Raw genomic sequence first — 17,991 nt, forward strand, 5'->3', positions numbered from 1 at the left:
TTTATCATGATTTTGCGATGCAATAAAAAGAGGCGTCTCATTCTGATTTTCAGAATTCATGGATATGAAAATAGAATTTTTCAAAAGGAGGTAAAGGGCCTAGCGTGTCCGTGGTGGAGAAAAAAGCGGGGAAGAGGCAGTGCGTGAGGTCGTCGATATCAATTGCGACATGGGCGAGGCCTTCGGTCGCTGGCGCGTCGGCGATACCGATGACGCCTGCCTGATGCCGCTGATCAGTTCCGCCAATATCGCCGCGGGCTTCCATGCCGGCGACCCGAACCTGATGGACGAGACGGTGCGGCTGGCGGCCGAGCATGGCGTCGGCATCGGCGCCCATCCCGGCTACAACGATCTCCAGGGCTTCGGCCGCCGCAAGATCGCAGGCACGGCCAAGGAACTCGTCAATGACGTGATCTACCAGGTCGGCGCCATCAGGGAATTCGCCCACCGGCACGGCGTGCGCCTGCAACACGTGAAGCCCCACGGTGCGCTCTATATGGAAATGGCGGTCAATCCGGAGCTTTCGCAGATCTTCGTGCAATACATGCGCACGGTCGAGCCGAATGCCTCCATCTTCTGCATGGGCGGTTCGGCGACGTTCCGGGCGGCCCGGGAGGCGGGGCAGCCCGTGGTGCGCGAGTTCTATGCCGACCGCGACTACGACGACAGCGGCTCCATCGTCTTCACCCGCGATGCCGGGCGGCCCGATCCGGCCGCCATTGCCCGCAAGGTCCTGCGTGCTTGCCAGGAGGGCAAGGTGCGGACCGTCAAGGGCAACGACATCGACATCGCGTTTGAATCCATCTGCTTCCATTCCGATACGCTCGGCGCCTTCGAGATCGTGCGCCAGATGCGCGAGGCTCTGGTGGGAGCAGGCATTCGCATTGCGCCGGTTTCGGCCATGGCCGCGCGCTGACCTTACATGGCCGCGCGCTGACCTTACAAAGTGGAGAGAGAGAGAGACATCATGAGCAAGATCGAGATCAGATCCCCCCTGCCGGGCACGTTCTACCGGGCGTCCTCGCCGGACGTGCCACCGTTCAAGGCGGATGGCGACAGCGTCGCGAGCGGCGAGGCGATCGGGCTCATCGAGGTCATGAAGACCTTCCAGGAAGTGCCGGCCGGCGTCGAGGGCAGGAACATCACCTTCCTCGTCGACAACGAGGAGCCCGTCATGGCGGGACAGGTGATCGCCGAGGTGGAGGCATGACGATCCGTTCGATCCTCGTCGCAAACCGCGGGGAGATCGCGGTGCGCATCATCAAGGCGGCCAAGGCCCTCGGCATCCGCACGGTGCAGGTGCACAGCGCCGCCGATGCGGACATGCTGGCGGTGAAGATGGCGGATGCGGCGATCGACATCGGCTCGCCGGCCCCGAAGAAATCCTATCTCAATATCGAGGCCGTGGTGAACGTGGCGAAGGCCGCCGGTGTCGATGCCGTGCACCCCGGTTACGGCTTCCTCTCGGAGAATGCCGATTTTGCCGATGCGGTGGAGGCCGCTGGCCTGATCTTCATCGGTCCGAAGGGTGACGCCATCCGCCTGCTCGGCGACAAGGTGGCGGCGCGCGCGGTTGCCGCGCGGGCAGGCGTGCCGACGGTTCCCGGCAGCGCGGGACGCCTTGCGACGATCGAGGAAGCCCGGGCCGTGGCGGATAGAACCGGCTTTCCGATCATGATCAAGGCGGCGGCTGGCGGGGGCGGGCGCGGCATCCGCATCGCCGCCGATCTCGCCGACCTCGAACGCCACTTCCCGCAGGCCTCCGCCGAGGCGCTTGCCGCTTTCGGCGATGGCGGGCTCTATCTGGAAAGGGTCATCACCAGGGCACGCCATGTGGAGGTGCAGATCCTGGGCGACGGCAGCAATTTCATTCATTGCTTCGAGCGGGAATGCTCGTTGCAGCGTCGCCGCCAGAAGGTCTGGGAGGAGGCGCCGTCCTTCCTGCTTCCCGCCGAGGTGCGAGCCCGGCTGTGCGACAGCGCCGTCGCGCTTGCCCGCGAGGTCGGCTATCGCGGCGCGGGTACGGTGGAATATCTCTATGACGAGACGACGCGGGAATTCTACTTCATCGAGGTGAACACCCGTATCCAGGTCGAGCATCCGGTGACGGAGATGGTCACGGGCATCGACCTCGTGGAGGAAATGATCCGCATCGCCGGCGGCGCGCCCCTGTCGATCCGCCAGGACGATGTCGTGGCGAGAGGGCATGCCATCGAATGCCGCATCAATGCGGAAGATCCGGCAAAGGGTTTCATGCCCGCGCCTGGCACGATCACGAAACTCGTGGTGCCGGACGGCGAGGGCGTGCGTTTCGATACGATGCTCTACGAGGGCTACACGATCCCGCCCTTCTACGATTCGCTCGTCGGCAAGCTGATCGTCTGGGCCGAGACCCGGGAGGCCTGCCTGGCGCGGCTGAAGGGCGCGCTCGAAGGTCTCACGATCGAGGGCATTCCGACGACCATTCCGTTGCACCTGGCGCTTGCGACGGACGAAAGCGTGCGGCGCGCCGCCTTCGACACGCGCTTCCTCGAACACTGGCTTGAAACCGAATTCGCCGCAAAGGCCGGCGCGACTGCGGAGGTTGCGTGATGAGCACCAGATACACATTCGGGGGCGACGAGCACCTCTTCGTCGAATGCAGCGAGGAAATGTCGCTGGAGGCCTTCTTCAAGAGCCTCTCCATGGCCAAGGGTGTCAGGGAAAGCGGGATCAGGGGAGTCACCGAGATCTGCCCGGCCAATGCCTCCTTCCAGATCAAGTTCAATCCCGATGTTATCCATCCCGACGACGTGCTGAAGGAAGTGAAGGCGATCGAGGGCGCGGCGGAACGGGCCGAGCCGGTGCTGAAGACACGCATCGTCGAAATCCCCGTCTTCTACAACGATCCCTGGACGCACGAGACCCTGATGCGCTTTCGCGAGCGCCACCAGGAGCCGGCGGGCACCGACCTCGACTATGCCGCGCGCATCAACGGCTACGGTTCTGTCGATGACTTCGTCGGCGCGCATTCCGGCTCGCCCTGGTTCGTGTCCATGGTCGGCTTCGTGGCGGGCCTGCCCTTCATGTACCAGATGGTGGAGCGCAAGCGGCAGATCCAGGTGCCGAAATACCTGCGGCCGCGCACGGATACGCCGCGCCTCACGGTCGGCCATGGCGGCTGCTTCGGCTGCATCTATTCGGTGCGCGGCGCGGGCGGTTACCAGATGTTCGGCATCACGCCCATGCCGATCTTCGATCCTACGCAGACGACGAGCTACCTGCGGGATTTCATGGTCTTCTTCCGCCCGGGCGATATCGTGAAGTTCAAGCCGATCGACCGCGACGCCTATGACCAGGCCGTGGAAGATGTCGACAGGGGACGCTTTGCCCCGCCGATCCGCGAGGTGAGCTTCGACCTCCGGGAATTCCAGAACGACATCGACGGCACCAATGCCAAGCTGGAGGGCATGATCAATGGCCATTAAGGTTCTCCATCACGGTCTTGCGACCACCGTCCAGGATCTCGGCCGCCCGGGTTATTTCCATCTCGGCATTCCCGTCGGTGGGGCGATGGATCGCCTTGCCATGCGCGCGGCGAACCTGCTCGTCGGCAACGACGAGGGGGCTGCCGGACTGGAGGCCGTCTTCATCGGCCCGAAGCTGGAATTCACCGAGGACGCGCTGGTCGCCGTCACGGGCGCGGACATGCCGGCCAAGGTCGATGGCGTTTCCCAACCGGGCTGGACCGCCTTCAAGGTCAAGGCCGGCCAGACGCTGACCTTCGACTTCCTGAAATCCGGGGCACGGATCTGCATTGCCGTTTCCGGCGGCATCGATGTGCCGGAAGCGCTCGGCAGCCGCTCGACCTACCCGATCGGCGCACTCGGCGGCTACAAGGGCAGGCCGCTGGCCGCCGGCGACGAACTGCCGGTCGGCAGGGGCAGCCTTGCCGGCGAGGGCAGGAGCGTGCCCGAGGCGCTGCGCCGCACGCCCGGCATGCCGGCGGAACTGCGGGTGCTTCCCGGCCTCTACTGGCACCGCGTGACGGAGGAATCGCAGCAGAACTTCTTCGCCGACGAATGGAAGGTGGCGAACGAGGCGGACCGTATGGGCTATCGCTTCAAGGGGGGCCGCAAGCTCGGCTTCGTCGACCGCGAGCAGCCTTTCGGGGCCGGTTCCGACCCGTCCAACATCGTCGACAGCTGCTATCCCTACGGGTCGATCCAGGTGCCCGGCGGCACGGAGCCGATCATCCTGCACCGGGACGCCGTTTCCGGCGGCGGCTATTTCATGGTCGGGACGGTCATTTCCGCCGACATGGACCTGATCGGCCAGCTCCAGCCGCACACGCCCACCCGCTTCGTCAAGGTGACGATGGAGGAGGCGCTGGCGGCGCGCAAGGCGCGCCAGGCCGGGCTTGAACGGCTGCGCGAAGCGCTGGCCTAGGGGAGGGCGCTGTGTCTACGGAGCGACGGCGGCTTTGGGCATGCTCTTCCCGCTCAGTCGAGAATGGGCGTGAGATATGCCGCCGTGACGCCCGGTCCCGGAATGATCGCGACGATCTTCATCTGCGCGATGGTGCGGTTCAGCGAGGCTTCGAGATGGGTTTCCATCATCGAGACCGCCGATTCCGTCGCTCCGCGCAGCAGAAGCTCGGCCACCAGCCGCAGTTCCGTGATGATGGCGGGATCGCCCGGCAGGCCGAGGCGGCGCAGCAGCCGGTCGGTCGCCGTCACGGGCAGCAGGTTGTTGCGTACGAGATCCTTCAGCCGTTCGTTCGGTGCGGCCAGCACACAGCATTCGATGAACTCGGTCTGGATGGCCTCGCTTTCACGCAGCGAGCCGGTCGCGCTCGTCTCCTCGGCGGCGCGCAGGCGCTTCAGCAGCGCCTCCAGTCGCGCCTGGCTGACGGCGCGCGCGCCAAGGCGGATCGCCGACGGCTCGAGCATCGCGCGCAGAACGAAATGATCCTTCACCGTCTGCGCGGTGAGGGGACCGGCGATCCAGTGCGAGCTCTGATTCTTGCGCACCAGCCCGCGTTCGCGCAGGCGCGTCAGCACGTCGCGCACGACGGTGCGGCTGACATTGAAATGATTGGCGATCTCCATCTCGATGATGCGGTAGCGCCCGAAGACCACGCAGCCCGCCACATCCGCCTCGACCTGGTTGTAGATGCGCTCCCAGGAGGAGCGGCTTTGCAGGGCCTCGTCCGCGTGGCGCGGCACGATCAGGCCGAGCGCCTTGATGTCGGTGCGGTTCGGCTCGATATCGGCCCCGGGCGGACCGACGAGGAAGCCGCGGCCGGAAAAGCGGTGCACGAGCCCTTCCGCCTCCAGCGTCTGCAGCGCTCGTTGCACGGGCGCGCGGGACGTCTGCAGGATGTCGGCGATGGGGCCTTCCAGCAGCACGAGGCCGGGCGGCAGCGTGCCCGTTTCGATATTGCTGCGCAGCACGTCCTCGGCGATCGCGTAGCGCCGCTGGGTGCTGGTGGCTGCCTGCTCGTCTTTCATGGATCCCCGTATCCGTCGGCCTCTTGGAGGGCCGCACTCTGACGCATTCTCCGCCGTAAGGAAAGGATGACATAAATGATTATTGAATACAAAAATTGAATATTCTTTGCCCCTAGGTGCTGGGTTGGAAAGGGTGCAGCGAGTCGGACGGTGTTGGTTGCGGTTAAGCTGTAGGGTTGAATTTTGCGCACAATGCGCAGGAAATGAGCGGAAAGAGTGAGGGTGTCGGCCGCAAAGAGGGCGCGTCCGCAGCGGAAATCCTTTGGCCGTGCAGCGGTTTTCTCTTCACGGTAGAAATTTCTAAAAAGGCTATTGAATACAAAAATCATTCATGCAATGGTTTTGATAACAAGACGCCCGGAAGAGGCGTCGCAGGTGGAACGAAACGAAATGCTCAGGATCGACGCTACGCCGCACCTCTGATCGAGGCGCGAACGGGAGCCTTTTGCCGTCTTCGGCCGCCCTCGCGCGTCCGATGGATTGCGGAGCCTTGCGCGAAAGATCCTGGCCTGAACTGGTGGGAACAGAGTGTCAGCCGTCCTCCAACTGAAGAATGTGCACAAGGCCTTCTCCGGCGTGCCGGCGCTTGCCGGCGTCGATGCGGCGCTGTCGGAAAATTCCTATGTCTCGCTGCTGGGACCGAGCGGATCGGGCAAGACGACGCTCCTGCGCGTCATCGCCGGATTCGAGCAGCCGGACGGCGGGGAAATCCTCTTTGCCGGCAAGCGCGTCGATGGCGTGCCGCCGCATGAGCGCGGCATCGGCTTCGTCTTCCAGAACTTCGCCCTCTTCCCGCATTTGAGCGTCGCGCAGAATATCGCCTTCGGCCTCGAGAACCGCACCGTCGATCCCGTGACGGATCCGAAGGTCGTGAGCGCGAAGGTGCGCGACATGGTCGGCCTCGTCGGTCTTTCGGGCCTGGAGGACCGGGCGGTCACGCAGATTTCCGGCGGCCAGAAGCAGCGCGTGGCGCTTGCCCGCACGCTGGTGACGGAACCCAGCATGGTGCTGCTCGACGAGCCGCTCGGCGCGCTCGATGCCAATCTGCGCACCCGCATGCGCGGCGAACTGCGCACCATCCGCGAGCGCTGCGGCGTCACCTTCCTCCATGTCACCGGCTCGGAGACCGAGGCGCTGGCCATGGGCGATACCGTGCTGGTCCTCGATCGCGGCCGCATCGCCCAGTCGGCCGATGCCGGAACGCTCTACAGCCGCCCGGCCTCGGCCGACGTGGCGCGGTTCCTCAACTGCTACAACATTTTCCCCGGCGCTGTTTCGGGCGATGCCTTCGAGAGCCCCGTCGGCCGGCTGGCGCTGGGCAGCACCCGGCAAACCTCCGGCAAGCCGGCCTACGCCATCCGCTATGACCGCGTCGCAATCCGCCCCCGGGATGCGGCGGCCGCTGGCGACGAGGTGCGCATCGAGGCGAGCTTCGTCGCCAGCGAGTATTCCGGGGCGGCGATCAACTCGTTCTTCACGCTCGACGACGGCCGCGTCTTCGAGGTGGAGACCCATCTCAGCCATGCCGCGCCGGAAGCCTTCGAGGAGAAGGCCCGCTACGCCCTCGTCTGGAAACGGGAGGACGCCCTTGTCTTCGATTGAGACCCAAGTCGCCGGTCCCGCCCCTGTCCACCCGGAGAATGAGAGATGACGATGGCCGCCACCAGCCATGACACGCCCGTCGAAGCGGCGGCGCCTTCCACCCGCAAGCAGCCCGACCGCACGGCTCTTCTGCTCGCTCCCGGCGTCCTGTGGATGCTGCTCTTCCTCGTCGCCCCCATCCTGATGATGGTCTACGTTTCCTTCTGGACGCAGACCACCTTCAAGATCGAGCCGACGCTGACGCTGAAGAGCTGGGTCACCTTCTTCTCGTCCGAGACCTATCTCGGCGCGCTCTGGACGACGATCCGCATCTGGCTGATCGTGCTGGTCGCCACGCTGCTCGTCGGCTATCCGGCCGCTCTCTTCGTCGGGCTCTTCGTCAAGAACAAGACGCTCTCGACGGCGCTGCTGGTGCTCTGCGTCATTCCGTTCTGGACCTCCTTCCTCATCCGCGTGCTTGCCTGGCGGCCGATGCTCGGCAAGGAGGGGGCGATCAACATGATCCTGATGAAGATCGGGCTCATCACGCAGCCGATCGAGGTGCTGCTGTTCTCCGAACTCTCCGTCATCATCGGCATGACGCAGATCTATTGCGTCTTCATGGTCGGGCCGATCGCTTTCATGCTCGGCCGCATCGATCCTTCGGTCATCGAGGCGGCGCAGGATCTCGGCGCAGGCTTCTGGCGCATCTTCCGCACCATCATCCTGCCGCTCTCCATGCCGGGCGTTGTGGTGGGCGCGATCTTCGTCTCCGTCATGGTGCTCGGCGAATTCGCCACCTCCGCCGCCCTTTCCGGCCGCAAGGTGAACCTGCTCGGCAACATCATCGTCACCCAGGTCGGTTCGCTGAAATGGGCCTTCGCCGCCGTCGCCGGCGTGGTGCTGACCATCCTGATGGGCGCGGTCGTCGCGGCCATGCTGCGGGTCGTCGATCTCAGGAAGGAACTCTGAGCCATGAACGCATCCGGCATCAAGCTCGGCCTCGGCTTCTATACGACGCTGTTCATCGTCTTCCTCTACGGCCCGCTCGCGGTGCTCGCCATCCTGTCCTTCCAGACCGGACCGGAGGGCGGCCCGCAATTCCCGATCATCGAATGGTCGACCTACTGGTACAAGCACCTCTTCGGCCTCACCCCGCCCTCGCGCATCGCCCCGCTGCCCATCGAGCAGGCTCTGGTGCGCTCCCTGGCGCTCGCCGTGATGACGATGATCGTCTCGACCGTGCTGGGCGTCACCGCCGCCCAGGCCTTCCGCCGGAAGTTCCGCGGCTCGGGCGTCGTCTTCTACCTCATCGTGCTCGGCATGATGGTTCCCGGCGTGCTCGTCGGTCTCGGCATGGCGCTCGTCGCCAACACGCTGGGCATCGACCGGCACTGGTGGGGCACGGCCTTCGTGCTGCATGTCGTCTATACCTTCCCCTTCGCCTTCCTCGTCATGCTGGCGATCTTCAACCGCTTCGATCCGAGCGTGGAAGAGGCGGCCTGGTCGCTCGGCGTCACCCCGGCGCGCACCTTCCGCAAGGTCACCTTCCCGCTGATCTTCCCCGGCGTGCTCTCGGCCATGCTCTTCGCCTTCACGCTGTCCTATGACGAGTTTTCGCGCACGCTCTTCGCCTCGGGCCGGGACCTGACGCTGCCGCTCGCCATCTACGGCACCTTCTCGGTGGAAGTGCACCCGAACGTCTTCGCCTTCGGCGTGCTGACGACCCTGTTCTCCTTCGCGCTGCTCGGAACCTATGCCGTGCTGATGGGCCTGTCGGTGCGCCGCGCCAAGCGCATGGCGATCCAGGAGGAGGCGTGATGGTGGGCAGCGCTCTCGTCACCGGCGCGGGCTCCGGCATCGGCCGCGCCATCGCCCTGAAACTCGCCGCCGACGGTTACGCCGTCACGGTCAACGACCTTTCCCTTGAGCGCGCCACGGCCGTGGCCGGAGAAATCCGGGCGGCGGACGGCCGGGCCGTCGCCGTGGCCGGCGATGTCGCGAGCGAGGCGGACGCCGCCGCCATCCATCTTGCCGCCGTCGCGGCGCATGGCGCGGTCACGCTGCTCGTCAACAATGCCGGCATCGCCCATCAGGCGCTGTTCGAGACCCTCGAGGTCGGCGATTTCGACCGCATGTTCGCCGTGCATGTGCGCGGCACCTTCCTGATGACCAAGGCGGTGCTGCCGGCCATGCTCGCCGCGGGATCCGGCGTCGTCGTCAACGTCGCCTCGCAGCTCGGCCAGATCGGCGGCGTCGAACTCGTGCACTATTCCGGCGCCAAGGCCGCCATCATCGGCATGACCAAGGCGCTGGCCCGCGAGGTTTCCGCCCGCGGCGTGCGGGTCAACGCCGTCGCGCCCGGCCCCATCAACACGCCGCTGGTCATGCAGCTTTCGGAAGAGTGGCGCGCGGCCAAGCGCGCCGGCCTTCCGCTCGGCCGCTTCGGCGAGCCGGAGGAGGTGGCCGAAACCGTCGCCTTCCTCGCATCCCCCGCCGCCAGCCTCTTCGTCGGACAAACGCTCGGACCCAATTCCGGCGACGTCATGCTTTGAATTCGGAGACACCCATGACCGCAGACAGGAAACGCATCGTCATCGTCACCGGCGCCGGCATCGGCATCGGCGCCGCCACCGCGAAAGCCTTCGGCGCGCTCGGCGACCACGTGGTGGTGACCGATATCCTGGAGAAGGAAGGTCGCGCGACGGTCGCGGCCATCACCGGCGCCGGCGGCTCGGCGGAATTCCATCTCTATGACGTCCGCTCGACGACGGCGACCGACGCGCTCGTCGCCGATGTCGAGACGCGGCACGGGCGGATCGACGTCGTCGTGGCCAATGCCGGCATCGCCCACCGCACGCCGCTGGCCGATCTCACCGACGAGAAGTGGGACCTCACCTTCGACATCGACCTGAAGGGCATCTTCCGTCTCGTGCGCGCCGCGGCGCCCGGCATGCGCGCCCGCAAATCCGGCGCCGTCATCGCGCTCTCCTCCATCATGGGCGTCGCCTATGGCTGGGACGAGCACGTGCACTATTCGGCGGCAAAGTCCGGCGTCGTCGGCCTCGTGCGCGGGCTTGCGGTGGAAATGGCGCGCGACGGCGTGCGCGTGAACGGTATCGCACCCGGTTACATCCGCACTGCCCAACTGCTTTCCGAGGAGAATTCGCTCGGGCCGGCGGGAGCGGAAAAGGCGGCGGAGTTCATTCCGATGGGGCGGCTCGGGACGGGAGAGGACATCGCCGATGTCGCCGCGTTCCTCGCCTCCGACAGCGCGAGATACATGACCGGCCAGGTGCTGGTCGTGGATGGCGGCCTTCTCGTGGGCCGGTACTGAACCGCCTCGAAAGGGCGGGCGAAAAGGAGCCGCAAAGCGGCTTCGGGGAACGATAAGCAAACTGGAGAAGAGACATGTTCAACTCGCAAATCAATCGCCGCTCGCTCCTCAAGCGCTCGGCCGGGGTGATGGCGCTGGCGATGGGCGGCGGCACCTCCCTCCTGTCCTCGCGCACGGCCTTTGCGCAGGCCGCTGACCTTGCCGGCCAGCAGCTTCGCACCATCGGTCTTTCGGTGACGGTGCAGGAACGAATCCTCGAAGAGTTCAAGAAGGCCTCCGGCGTCGGCGGCACGTCGGGCACGGCCGCGACCTTCCCCGATGCGCAGACGAAAATCCTTTCCGGCTCGAAGGATTACGACTGCTGGGAAATCATCGCCGAGCGCCTGCCCTCCATCGTCATGACCGACAATGTCGAGACGATCCCGGCTGCATCGCTGAAGAACTGGGCGAACATCCGCGATACCTTCACCACGGCCAGCGACAAGTGGGACCGCGCCGCGCAGATCGTCGGCCAGATCTGGGCGGACGAAGCCCAGACCGTGCTCAACATGGTGCCCGCCGTCTACAACTACGACTCCATCGGCTACAATCCCGATGTCGTCTCCGCCGAGGAAGCCAACACCTGGGCCTGCATCTTCGATCCGAAGTGGAAGGGCAAGTCGGGTCTCAACACCGACCCGCTCATCGCCTTCGGTCAGGCCATCATGGCCATGAACTCTCTCGGCCTTTCCGACGTGAAGAACCCGGGCAACCCGACCGCCGCCGAAATCGACGAGGCGGCCGCCTTCCTCATCTCCAAAAAGAAGGAAGGTCAGTTCCGGGCGCTCTGGGGCGATTTCGGCGAACTGGTGAACCTCATGGCATCGGGTGAAATGGTCGTTTCCGACGCCTGGCAACCGGCCGTCATGGCCGTCAAGGCGCAGGGCAAGGCCGCCAAATACGCCATTCCGAAGGAAGGATACCGCGGCTGGGCCATCGGCCCCTCGATGATTGCGGGCACGAGCAACCGCGATGCCGTCATCGCCTATGCCGACTACTGGCTCTCGGGCGAACCGGGCATCGCCGTCTCCGAACAGGGCTACTACTCGCCGTCGACCAACATCAAGGACGTCATGGCGCCGGAGAAATACGCCTTCTGGTACGAGGGCAAGCCCTGGGTCGGCGCGGAAGAGCGCGGCATCAAGGAAGGCGACCTGCGTGATGGCGGCTCGCTGGAAGAGCGTTCCAAGAACGTCGCCTACTGGCACCAATGGCCGGAAGAATACGATCACCTCATCCAGAAGTGGGACGAATTCCTCAACGCCTGATCCCAAGACGAGCGGACCGGGGCGCGCGTGGCCCCGGTCCCTGACCGGCAATTCGGGAGATCTCCCCCATGATTTTCGACCTGGAACTCAACTCCGTCGGCAAGGTCTACGACAACGGCACGCCCGCCGTCATCGATTTCAACCTCTCCGTCAGCAAGGGCGAGTTCATCGCCTTCCTTGGCCCCTCGGGCTGCGGCAAGACGACGACGCTGCGCATGATCGCCGGCTTCGAAGGCATTTCCTCCGGCGACATGCTGATCCGCGGCGAGCGCATGAACGACGTGCCGCCGCAGCGTCGCCCGACCTCGATGATCTTCCAGAACTATGCGCTCTTCCCGCATATGAGCGTGCGCCGCAATGTCGGCTACGGGCTGGAGGTCAAGGGTGTCGCGAAGGCTGATCGCGAGGCGAAGGTCGACCGCATCCTCGCCACGCTCGGCCTTGAGGATATTGCCGAGCGCAAGCCGGAAAAGCTCTCCGGCGGCCAGCGCCAGCGCATCGCGCTCGCGCGCGGCCTTGTCGTCGAGCCGGATATCCTGCTGCTCGACGAACCGCTCGGCGCGCTCGATGCGAACCTGCGCAAGGCGATCCAGAACGAGCTCAAGCTTCTGCAGAAAAGCCTCGGCGTCACCTTCATCTTCGTCACGCATGCCCAGTCGGAAGCGCTGGCGCTGTCCGACCGCATCGTCGTGATGAACCAGGGGCGCGTGGAGCAGGTGAGCCCGCCCCATCAGCTCTATACCCGCCCCAATACGCCTTTCGTCGCCCAGTTCATCGGCCGCAACACCGTGCTGCCCGGCGAAGTCGCGGGCAGCGAAGGCGAGGACGTGGTCGTGACGACCGGGATCGGCATGCTTTCCGGCCGCGCCAATGGCGCGCTCGCCGACAAGGGGCGCGTCAATCTCGTCGTGCCGGCCGAGGCGATCGAGGTGCATGCGGCGGGCGAGGGGGTGCTGGCCGGGGCCAAGAACCGCATCGACGCCCGCATCGAACGCTCGGAGGTCGTCGGCCATATCGCGCATCTGACGGCGCGGCTTCAGGACGGCCGGTCCGTCGCGCTCGAAGCCCATGTCGACAAATACCGTCCGGGCGCATTCCCGGCCGGCACACCCGTCCTTTTGAGCTGGAACCCCGCCGAGGCGACGGTCATTCCAGCCCATTGATTACCCAAGACTATTTCAGGGAACCAAGGAGATACCCAATGGCGAAAGAGATTTTGTGCGGTTTCGGCATCGACGTGGATGCCGTGGCAGGATGGCTCGGCTCCTATGGCGGCGAGGATTCGCCCGACGACATCTCGCGTGGCCTGTTTGCCGGCGAGGTCGGCAGCATGCGGCTCCTGAAGCTCTTCGAACGTCTCGGCATCAAGACGACCTGGTTCATCCCGGGCCACTCGATCGAGACCTTCCCCGAGCAGATGCAGGCCGTCGCCGATGCCGGCCATGAAATCGGCATCCACGGCTATACGCATGAAAATCCGATCGCGATGACCCGCGAGCAGGAGACGGAGGTGCTCGACAAGTGCATCGATCTCGTCACCAAGCTCTCGGGCAAGCGCCCGACCGGCTATGTCGCGCCCTGGTGGGAGTTCTCCAACGTCACGAACGAGCTGCTGCTCGAGCGTGGCATCAAGTACGACCACTCGCTGATGCACAACGACTTCACGCCCTATTATGTGCGTGTCGGCGATAGCTGGACGAAGATCGACTATTCCCAAAAGCCGTCCGACTGGATGGTGCCGCTGAAGCGCGGCCACGAGACCGATCTCATCGAAATCCCGGCCTCGTGGTATCTCGACGACCTGCCGCCGATGATGTTCATCAAGAAGTCGCCGAACAGCCACGGCTTCGTCAATCCGCGCCAGATCGAGGAAATGTGGCGCGACCAGTTCGACTGGGTCTACCGCGAGATGGACTATGCGGTCTTCCCGATCACCATCCACCCGGACGTCGCCGGCCGGCCGCAGGTGCTGATGATGCTGGAGCGGCTCTATGCCCATATGAGCAAGCATCCGGGCGTGAGGTTCGTGACGATGAACGAAATGGCCGACGACTTCGCCAAGCGGTTCCCGCGCAAGAAGTGATGCAAGGCGGGAGCGGGTCAGCCCGCTCCCGTCCGTATTCGGAAAGGAGAAGACCATGTGTTCGCTGTGCGGCGTCATTGGCGGAAACGAGCACTGGACGGATGCGGCGGCCCGGCCCGGCGTCTTCACCCGCAATGTCGAGCGGCTCGACCGGCGGCGGGAACGCGCCCGGCGCGTCGCGGCCGCCAACCGCGTGCTCGCCGCCTTCGGCATGAGCCTTTCCGACTGGCAGGGCTCGGCCTTCGTGCTGGCCACCCGCACGGGCAAAAGCGAGATGATCGAGGATCTCGGCCATCTCTGGCCGGCGGCCGAAAGGCTTTCGGGGCGGCCCTGCGATCCGCTCGATGCCACCTTCATTGCGCGCATGGAGGCCAGCATTGGCTGACAGTCCTGCCTTCACACCCGTTCATCTCCTCACCGGCTTTCTCGGATCCGGCAAGACGACGCTGTTGAAGCGCCTGCTTGCCGATCCCGCCCTTGCCGACACGGCGGTGCTCATCAACGAGTTCGGCGACGTGGGCCTCGACCACCATCTCGTCGAGCGCATCGACGAGACCATGGTTCTGCTGCAATCGGGCTGCGTGTGCTGCACGGTGCGCGGCGAGCTGGCCGAGGCACTGCGCGACCTGCATTCAAGGCGCGAGCGCGGCCTCATTCCGGCCTTCACCCGCGTCGTCATCGAAAGCACAGGCCTTGCCGATCCCTTTCCGGTTCTGTCGACGCTGAAATCCGATCCCGTGCTGCGCCATCATTTCCGCGCCGGCAGCGTCGTGGCGACCATCGATGCCGTCAACGGCCTCTCCCAGCTCGATACCTACGTGGAATCCACCCGGCAGGCCGCCATCGCCGACCGGCTCGTCATCACGAAAACGGATCTTTGCACCGGCAATACGGACCTTTCCCGCCTCCTGTCCCGCCTTGCGGAGCTCAATCCCGACGCCCTGCGCCTGATCGCCGGCGATGACGGCCCGGGCGCGGAGGCGCTCTTCGGGGACGATGTCGCGCAGCGGGTGGCCAAGCTCCAGTCACCGAGCGGCTTTTATTGCGATACTCCGGCATTGCAGGTGACGGCGGAGGGCGTGGCGCAGCACACTGCGATCTCCTCCTTCGTCATTGCGGTCGACACGCCGATCGACTGGACGGGGTTCGGCGTCTGGCTGACCATGCTGCTCAACCGCCACGGCAGCCGGGTGCTCCGGGTGAAGGGCATCCTGGCGCTTGCGGGCGAAGAGCGTCCCGTTGCGGTGCATGGCGTGCAGCATCTCGTCCATCCGCCGGTCCATCTTGCCGGCTGGCCATCTTCGGAACGATCCTCGTGCCTCGTCTTTATTGTTGACGGTCTCGACGTGAACCTGTTGAAACGGTCCTTCAACGCCTTCGCGCTTGCCGGGAACGCCGAGGCCCGCCCGCAGCCTGAGGCAGCAGCGCAGATCCGCAACGCCCAGAGCCCTTGATGAACAAGCATTCCCCGAAAGTGGCCCCCGCTGCCCCGGCTGTCCACACGGCCGGCCGGCCGAAGCTGCGCGTGCTGGGAACCGCGATCTCCCTTCTGGAGGAATTGCGGCTGAAGGCCGAGGCCGATCTCGGCATCGATGTCTGCTTCGACAACAACGATTTCATCGTCACCCAGCACAAGGCCGCGCAGGAGCCCGACAGCTACGACATCTACGACCAGTGCTTCCACAATCTCGATATCGTCTGGTACTGGCGGGCCATCCAGCCGATCGAGATTTCGCGCATTGCGCTCTGGGACGAGATCAACGACCTGACGAAGATCGGCCAGATCGGCCCGAGCGCCCGCATGGGGCAGGGGGACGTGCCGGCGCGCAAGCTCTATGTGCAGCCGAGCCTTGCCCTTGGCGATACGCCGACCGGGCGCATTTCCATGCTGCCGACGACCCACAATTTCGACAGCTTCGCCTATCGCAGCGACGCGCTGGAACACGCGCCGCCGGTGGCCAGCTGGGCGGCGCTGCTCGACGAGCGCTGGAGCGGCCGGGCCGCCCTCGTCGACGAACCGGCTATCGGCATTTTCGATGCGGCGCTCGCGGCCCAGGCGGCCGGCCTGATGAGCTTCGGCAATATCGGCAACATGACGGTCGACGAGATCGACCAGCTCATCGATATCCTCGAAGCGCGGCGCAAGGCCGGGTTCTTCCGCAGCTTCTGGCGCACGGCGGAGGACGCAGCGCGCCTGATGATCCACGGCGAGACCGACATCCAGAGCATGTGGTCGACGGGCATCGGCATTCTCAACAGCCAGGGCTTTCCCGTCGAGCAGGCGGCGCCGGTGGAGGGGTATCGCGCCTGGCACGGAGGGCTCTGCCTTTCGCGCCATCTTTCGGGCCGCATGCTCGACGTCGCCTATGACTATCTCAACTGGTGGATCTCCGGCTGGCCGGGCGCCGTGGTCGCCCGTCAGGGCTACTACATTTCCACGCCCGAGCGCTCGCGCCGCTACATGACGGCGGCCGAATGGGACTACTGGTACGAGGGGCTTCCCGCGCGCGAGGACCTCCCGGGCCCCGACGGCACGATCCGCATCAAGCGCGGCGCGGTGCGCAGCGGCGGCTCCTACTGGCAGCGCGCCAACGGCATCGCCGTGTGGAACACGACCATGGATGAACACAACTATCTCGTCCGCCGCTGGATGCAGCTGGTCGGGCGCGCAGAAAAGGACATCTGACCATGCCGGCCCGTTCGATCGCCCAGCTCTCCATCCTCCTGCAATCCGGCGCGCTCGATCCGCTCGACCTTGCCGAAGAGACGCTGGCGGGCATCGCGGCGCATCCGGACAGAGCCATCTTCACGAATGTGACGGCGGCCCGGGCGCGGGCGGAGGCAGCTGCGGCCCGCAAAAGGCTGCGCGACGGGCGCTCCCGCGGCGTGCTGGAAGGCATCCCGGTCGCCTGGAAGGACCTGTTCGATATCGAGGGCCTGCCGACGACGGCCGGCTCCCGCGTGTTGCAGGCCAGCGCCCCGGCAACACGGGATGCGGCCGTGGTCCGCGCGCTTGCCGAGGCAGGCATGGTGAATATCGGCCGCGTGAACATGAGCGAGTTCGCGTTCTCCGGCCTCGGCATCAATCCGCATTACGGCACGCCGCGCAATCCGGCGTCACTCGCCGGCCAGCACCGCATTCCGGGCGGCTCTTCCTCCGGTTCGGGCGTGGCGGTCGCAGCCGGTCTCGTGCCGGTTTCCATCGGCACGGATACCGGTGGATCGGTGCGCATTCCCGCGGCCTTCAACGGCGTCGTGGGCTACAAGGCGACGCGCGGGCGCTATGCGATGGACGGGGTGTTTCCGCTGGCCAAGAGCCTCGATTCCCTCGGCCCCCTCTGCCGCACGGTACAGGATGCCGTCTGGATCGACGCGGCGATGCGCGGCCTGCCGGCGGCGGACGTCCTGCCGCGTTTCGACCCGGCCGACCTTTCCTTCGTCATTCCCGAGACGGTGGTTTTCGACGGGGCGGAACCGGCGGTCGTTTCGGTCTTCGAGGCTGCGGTGGAGCGCCTGGCGCGCGCCGGTGCCCGCATCCGTCGCGCCGCCTTTCCGGAGTTCTCCGCGATCTTCGACCTGATGGCGAAACACGGCGCGCTGGTCACCGCGGAAGCCTTCGTGCTTCACCGCGCGCGCATCACCGGCCCCGAGGCGTCCGAGATGGACCCGCGTGTCGTCAAGCGCACGTTGCTGGGTGAGAAGATCACGCTGTCCGACTATGTGGAGACCCTTGCCGCCCGCGAGCGCCTGACCGCCGCCTTCGAGGCGCGGCTGGGGCCGGCGGAACTCGTTCTGAGCCCGACCTTGCCGCATGTGGCGCCGGCGCTCCAGCCGCTCGTTGACGACGAAGACCTGTTCTTCCAGACGAACGGCAAGACCCTGCGCAACACGCTGATCGGCAATTTCCTCGACTGGTGTGGCGTCTCGCTGCCCTGCGGCGCGGATGCGGACGGCCTGCCGGTCGGGCTTCTCGTCTCCGCACCGAAAGGCAACGACGACCGCCTGCTGGCGATGGCGGCTGCGGTCGAGGGCCTGCTCGGTTAAGTCAGGACCCGACGCCAGTTCGGGTTCATGCAGGGGTCGATCTAGCCCCGGATCATCGTCATGAACCGGACCTGTTCGGTCGGCTCGGTCTTGAAGGCACCGGTAAAGGTGGTGGTGAGCGTTGTCGAGCCCTGTTTCTGGATGCCG

Annotated in this window: 18 protein-coding genes and 1 pseudogene; 17 read left to right on the forward strand and 2 right to left on the reverse strand. The window is 65.6% G+C overall.

Annotated elements, in window-relative coordinates; all coding sequences use genetic code 11:
• Window positions 1-139 precede the first annotated feature (139 nt).
• Genes V8U06_RS26250 through V8U06_RS26270 form a run of 5 tightly spaced genes read left to right on the forward strand, consistent with a single transcriptional unit; the run spans window position 140 to window position 4,428 of the window.
• A complete protein-coding gene (locus V8U06_RS26250; protein WP_226923478.1) occupies window positions 140-916 on the forward strand; it encodes a 5-oxoprolinase subunit PxpA in 777 nt (258 codons plus the stop codon).
• A 51-nt stretch (window positions 917-967) separates the two neighbouring features.
• A complete protein-coding gene (locus tag V8U06_RS26255) occupies window positions 968-1,210 on the forward strand; it encodes an acetyl-CoA carboxylase (protein ID WP_226923468.1) in 243 nt (80 codons plus the stop codon).
• The gene (locus V8U06_RS26260; protein WP_427143186.1) at window positions 1,207-2,592 is read left to right on the forward strand and encodes an acetyl-CoA carboxylase biotin carboxylase subunit; all 1,386 of its coding nucleotides are present in this window, start codon (window positions 1,207-1,209) and stop codon (window positions 2,590-2,592) included. Before V8U06_RS26255 ends, V8U06_RS26260 begins: the two co-directional genes overlap by 4 nt.
• Entirely contained in the window at window positions 2,592-3,467 is an 876-nt protein-coding gene (locus tag V8U06_RS26265) for a 5-oxoprolinase subunit B family protein (protein ID WP_226923451.1), read from the forward strand. Before V8U06_RS26260 ends, V8U06_RS26265 begins: the two co-directional genes overlap by 1 nt.
• Window positions 3,457-4,428, forward strand: a complete 972-nt coding sequence (locus V8U06_RS26270; protein WP_427143187.1) for a biotin-dependent carboxyltransferase family protein — start codon at window positions 3,457-3,459, stop codon at window positions 4,426-4,428. The genes V8U06_RS26265 and V8U06_RS26270 overlap by 11 nt, the downstream gene beginning before the upstream one ends.
• Window positions 4,429-4,481: 53 nt before the next feature.
• On the opposite strand, the gene V8U06_RS26275 is transcribed toward V8U06_RS26270, so the two are convergent.
• Window positions 4,482-5,492 carry a GntR family transcriptional regulator gene (locus V8U06_RS26275; RefSeq protein ID WP_226923435.1) on the reverse strand — a complete coding sequence of 337 codons (1,011 nt, stop codon included), beginning with the start codon at window positions 5,490-5,492 and terminating at the stop codon, window positions 4,482-4,484.
• A gap of 528 nt (window positions 5,493-6,020) precedes the next feature.
• Between V8U06_RS26275 and V8U06_RS26280 the strand changes: the two genes are divergently transcribed.
• The 12 genes from V8U06_RS26280 (at window position 6,021) to V8U06_RS26335 (ending at window position 17,844) form a co-directional block, all read left to right on the forward strand.
• Window positions 6,021-7,094, forward strand: a complete 1,074-nt coding sequence (locus tag V8U06_RS26280) for an ABC transporter ATP-binding protein (protein ID WP_427143188.1) — start codon at window positions 6,021-6,023, stop codon at window positions 7,092-7,094.
• 45 nt (window positions 7,095-7,139) lie between these two features.
• Window positions 7,140-8,045, forward strand: a complete 906-nt coding sequence (locus V8U06_RS26285) for an ABC transporter permease (protein WP_226923431.1) — start codon at window positions 7,140-7,142, stop codon at window positions 8,043-8,045.
• 3 nt (window positions 8,046-8,048) lie between these two features.
• The gene (locus tag V8U06_RS26290; RefSeq protein WP_226923430.1) at window positions 8,049-8,894 is read left to right on the forward strand and encodes an ABC transporter permease; all 846 of its coding nucleotides are present in this window, start codon (window positions 8,049-8,051) and stop codon (window positions 8,892-8,894) included.
• Window positions 8,894-9,628, forward strand: coding sequence for an SDR family NAD(P)-dependent oxidoreductase (locus tag V8U06_RS26295; RefSeq protein ID WP_427143189.1), 735 nt, complete (start codon window positions 8,894-8,896; stop codon window positions 9,626-9,628). The genes V8U06_RS26290 and V8U06_RS26295 overlap by 1 nt, the downstream gene beginning before the upstream one ends.
• A 14-nt stretch (window positions 9,629-9,642) precedes the next feature.
• Window positions 9,643-10,410, forward strand: coding sequence for an SDR family NAD(P)-dependent oxidoreductase (locus V8U06_RS26300; RefSeq protein WP_427143190.1), 768 nt, complete (start codon window positions 9,643-9,645; stop codon window positions 10,408-10,410).
• A 74-nt stretch (window positions 10,411-10,484) separates the two neighbouring features.
• Window positions 10,485-11,717 (forward strand): ABC transporter substrate-binding protein, encoded by a 1,233-nt coding sequence (locus tag V8U06_RS26305; RefSeq protein ID WP_226923424.1) that lies wholly within the window; start codon window positions 10,485-10,487, stop codon window positions 11,715-11,717.
• A gap of 68 nt (window positions 11,718-11,785) precedes the next feature.
• Window positions 11,786-12,880: an ABC transporter ATP-binding protein gene (locus V8U06_RS26310; protein ID WP_427143191.1), complete on the forward strand. Its 1,095-nt coding sequence runs from the start codon at window positions 11,786-11,788 to the stop codon at window positions 12,878-12,880.
• 38 nt (window positions 12,881-12,918) lie between these two features.
• The gene (locus V8U06_RS26315) at window positions 12,919-13,800 is read left to right on the forward strand and encodes a polysaccharide deacetylase family protein (protein WP_226923420.1); all 882 of its coding nucleotides are present in this window, start codon (window positions 12,919-12,921) and stop codon (window positions 13,798-13,800) included.
• A 55-nt stretch (window positions 13,801-13,855) separates the two neighbouring features.
• Window positions 13,856-14,185: a hypothetical protein gene (locus tag V8U06_RS26320; protein ID WP_427143192.1), complete on the forward strand. Its 330-nt coding sequence runs from the start codon at window positions 13,856-13,858 to the stop codon at window positions 14,183-14,185.
• Window positions 14,178-15,254 carry a CobW family GTP-binding protein gene (locus V8U06_RS26325; protein WP_427143193.1) on the forward strand — a complete coding sequence of 359 codons (1,077 nt, stop codon included), beginning with the start codon at window positions 14,178-14,180 and terminating at the stop codon, window positions 15,252-15,254. Before V8U06_RS26320 ends, V8U06_RS26325 begins: the two co-directional genes overlap by 8 nt.
• Entirely contained in the window at window positions 15,254-16,486 is a 1,233-nt protein-coding gene (locus V8U06_RS26330; RefSeq protein ID WP_427143194.1) for an ABC transporter substrate-binding protein, read from the forward strand. Before V8U06_RS26325 ends, V8U06_RS26330 begins: the two co-directional genes overlap by 1 nt.
• On the forward strand, window positions 16,483-17,844 hold the full coding sequence (locus V8U06_RS26335) for an amidase (protein WP_427143196.1): 1,362 nt from the start codon (window positions 16,483-16,485) through the stop codon (window positions 17,842-17,844). The genes V8U06_RS26330 and V8U06_RS26335 overlap by 4 nt, the downstream gene beginning before the upstream one ends.
• Before the next feature lie 41 nt (window positions 17,845-17,885).
• On the opposite strand, the pseudogene V8U06_RS26340 reads toward V8U06_RS26335, so the two are convergent.
• Window positions 17,886-17,991 (reverse strand): annotated as a pseudogene (locus V8U06_RS26340) (GTP cyclohydrolase I FolE); the annotation flags it as partial.

Source organism: Shinella sp. G-2 (assembly GCF_050172695.1).
GTDB lineage: Bacteria > Pseudomonadota > Alphaproteobacteria > Rhizobiales > Rhizobiaceae > Shinella.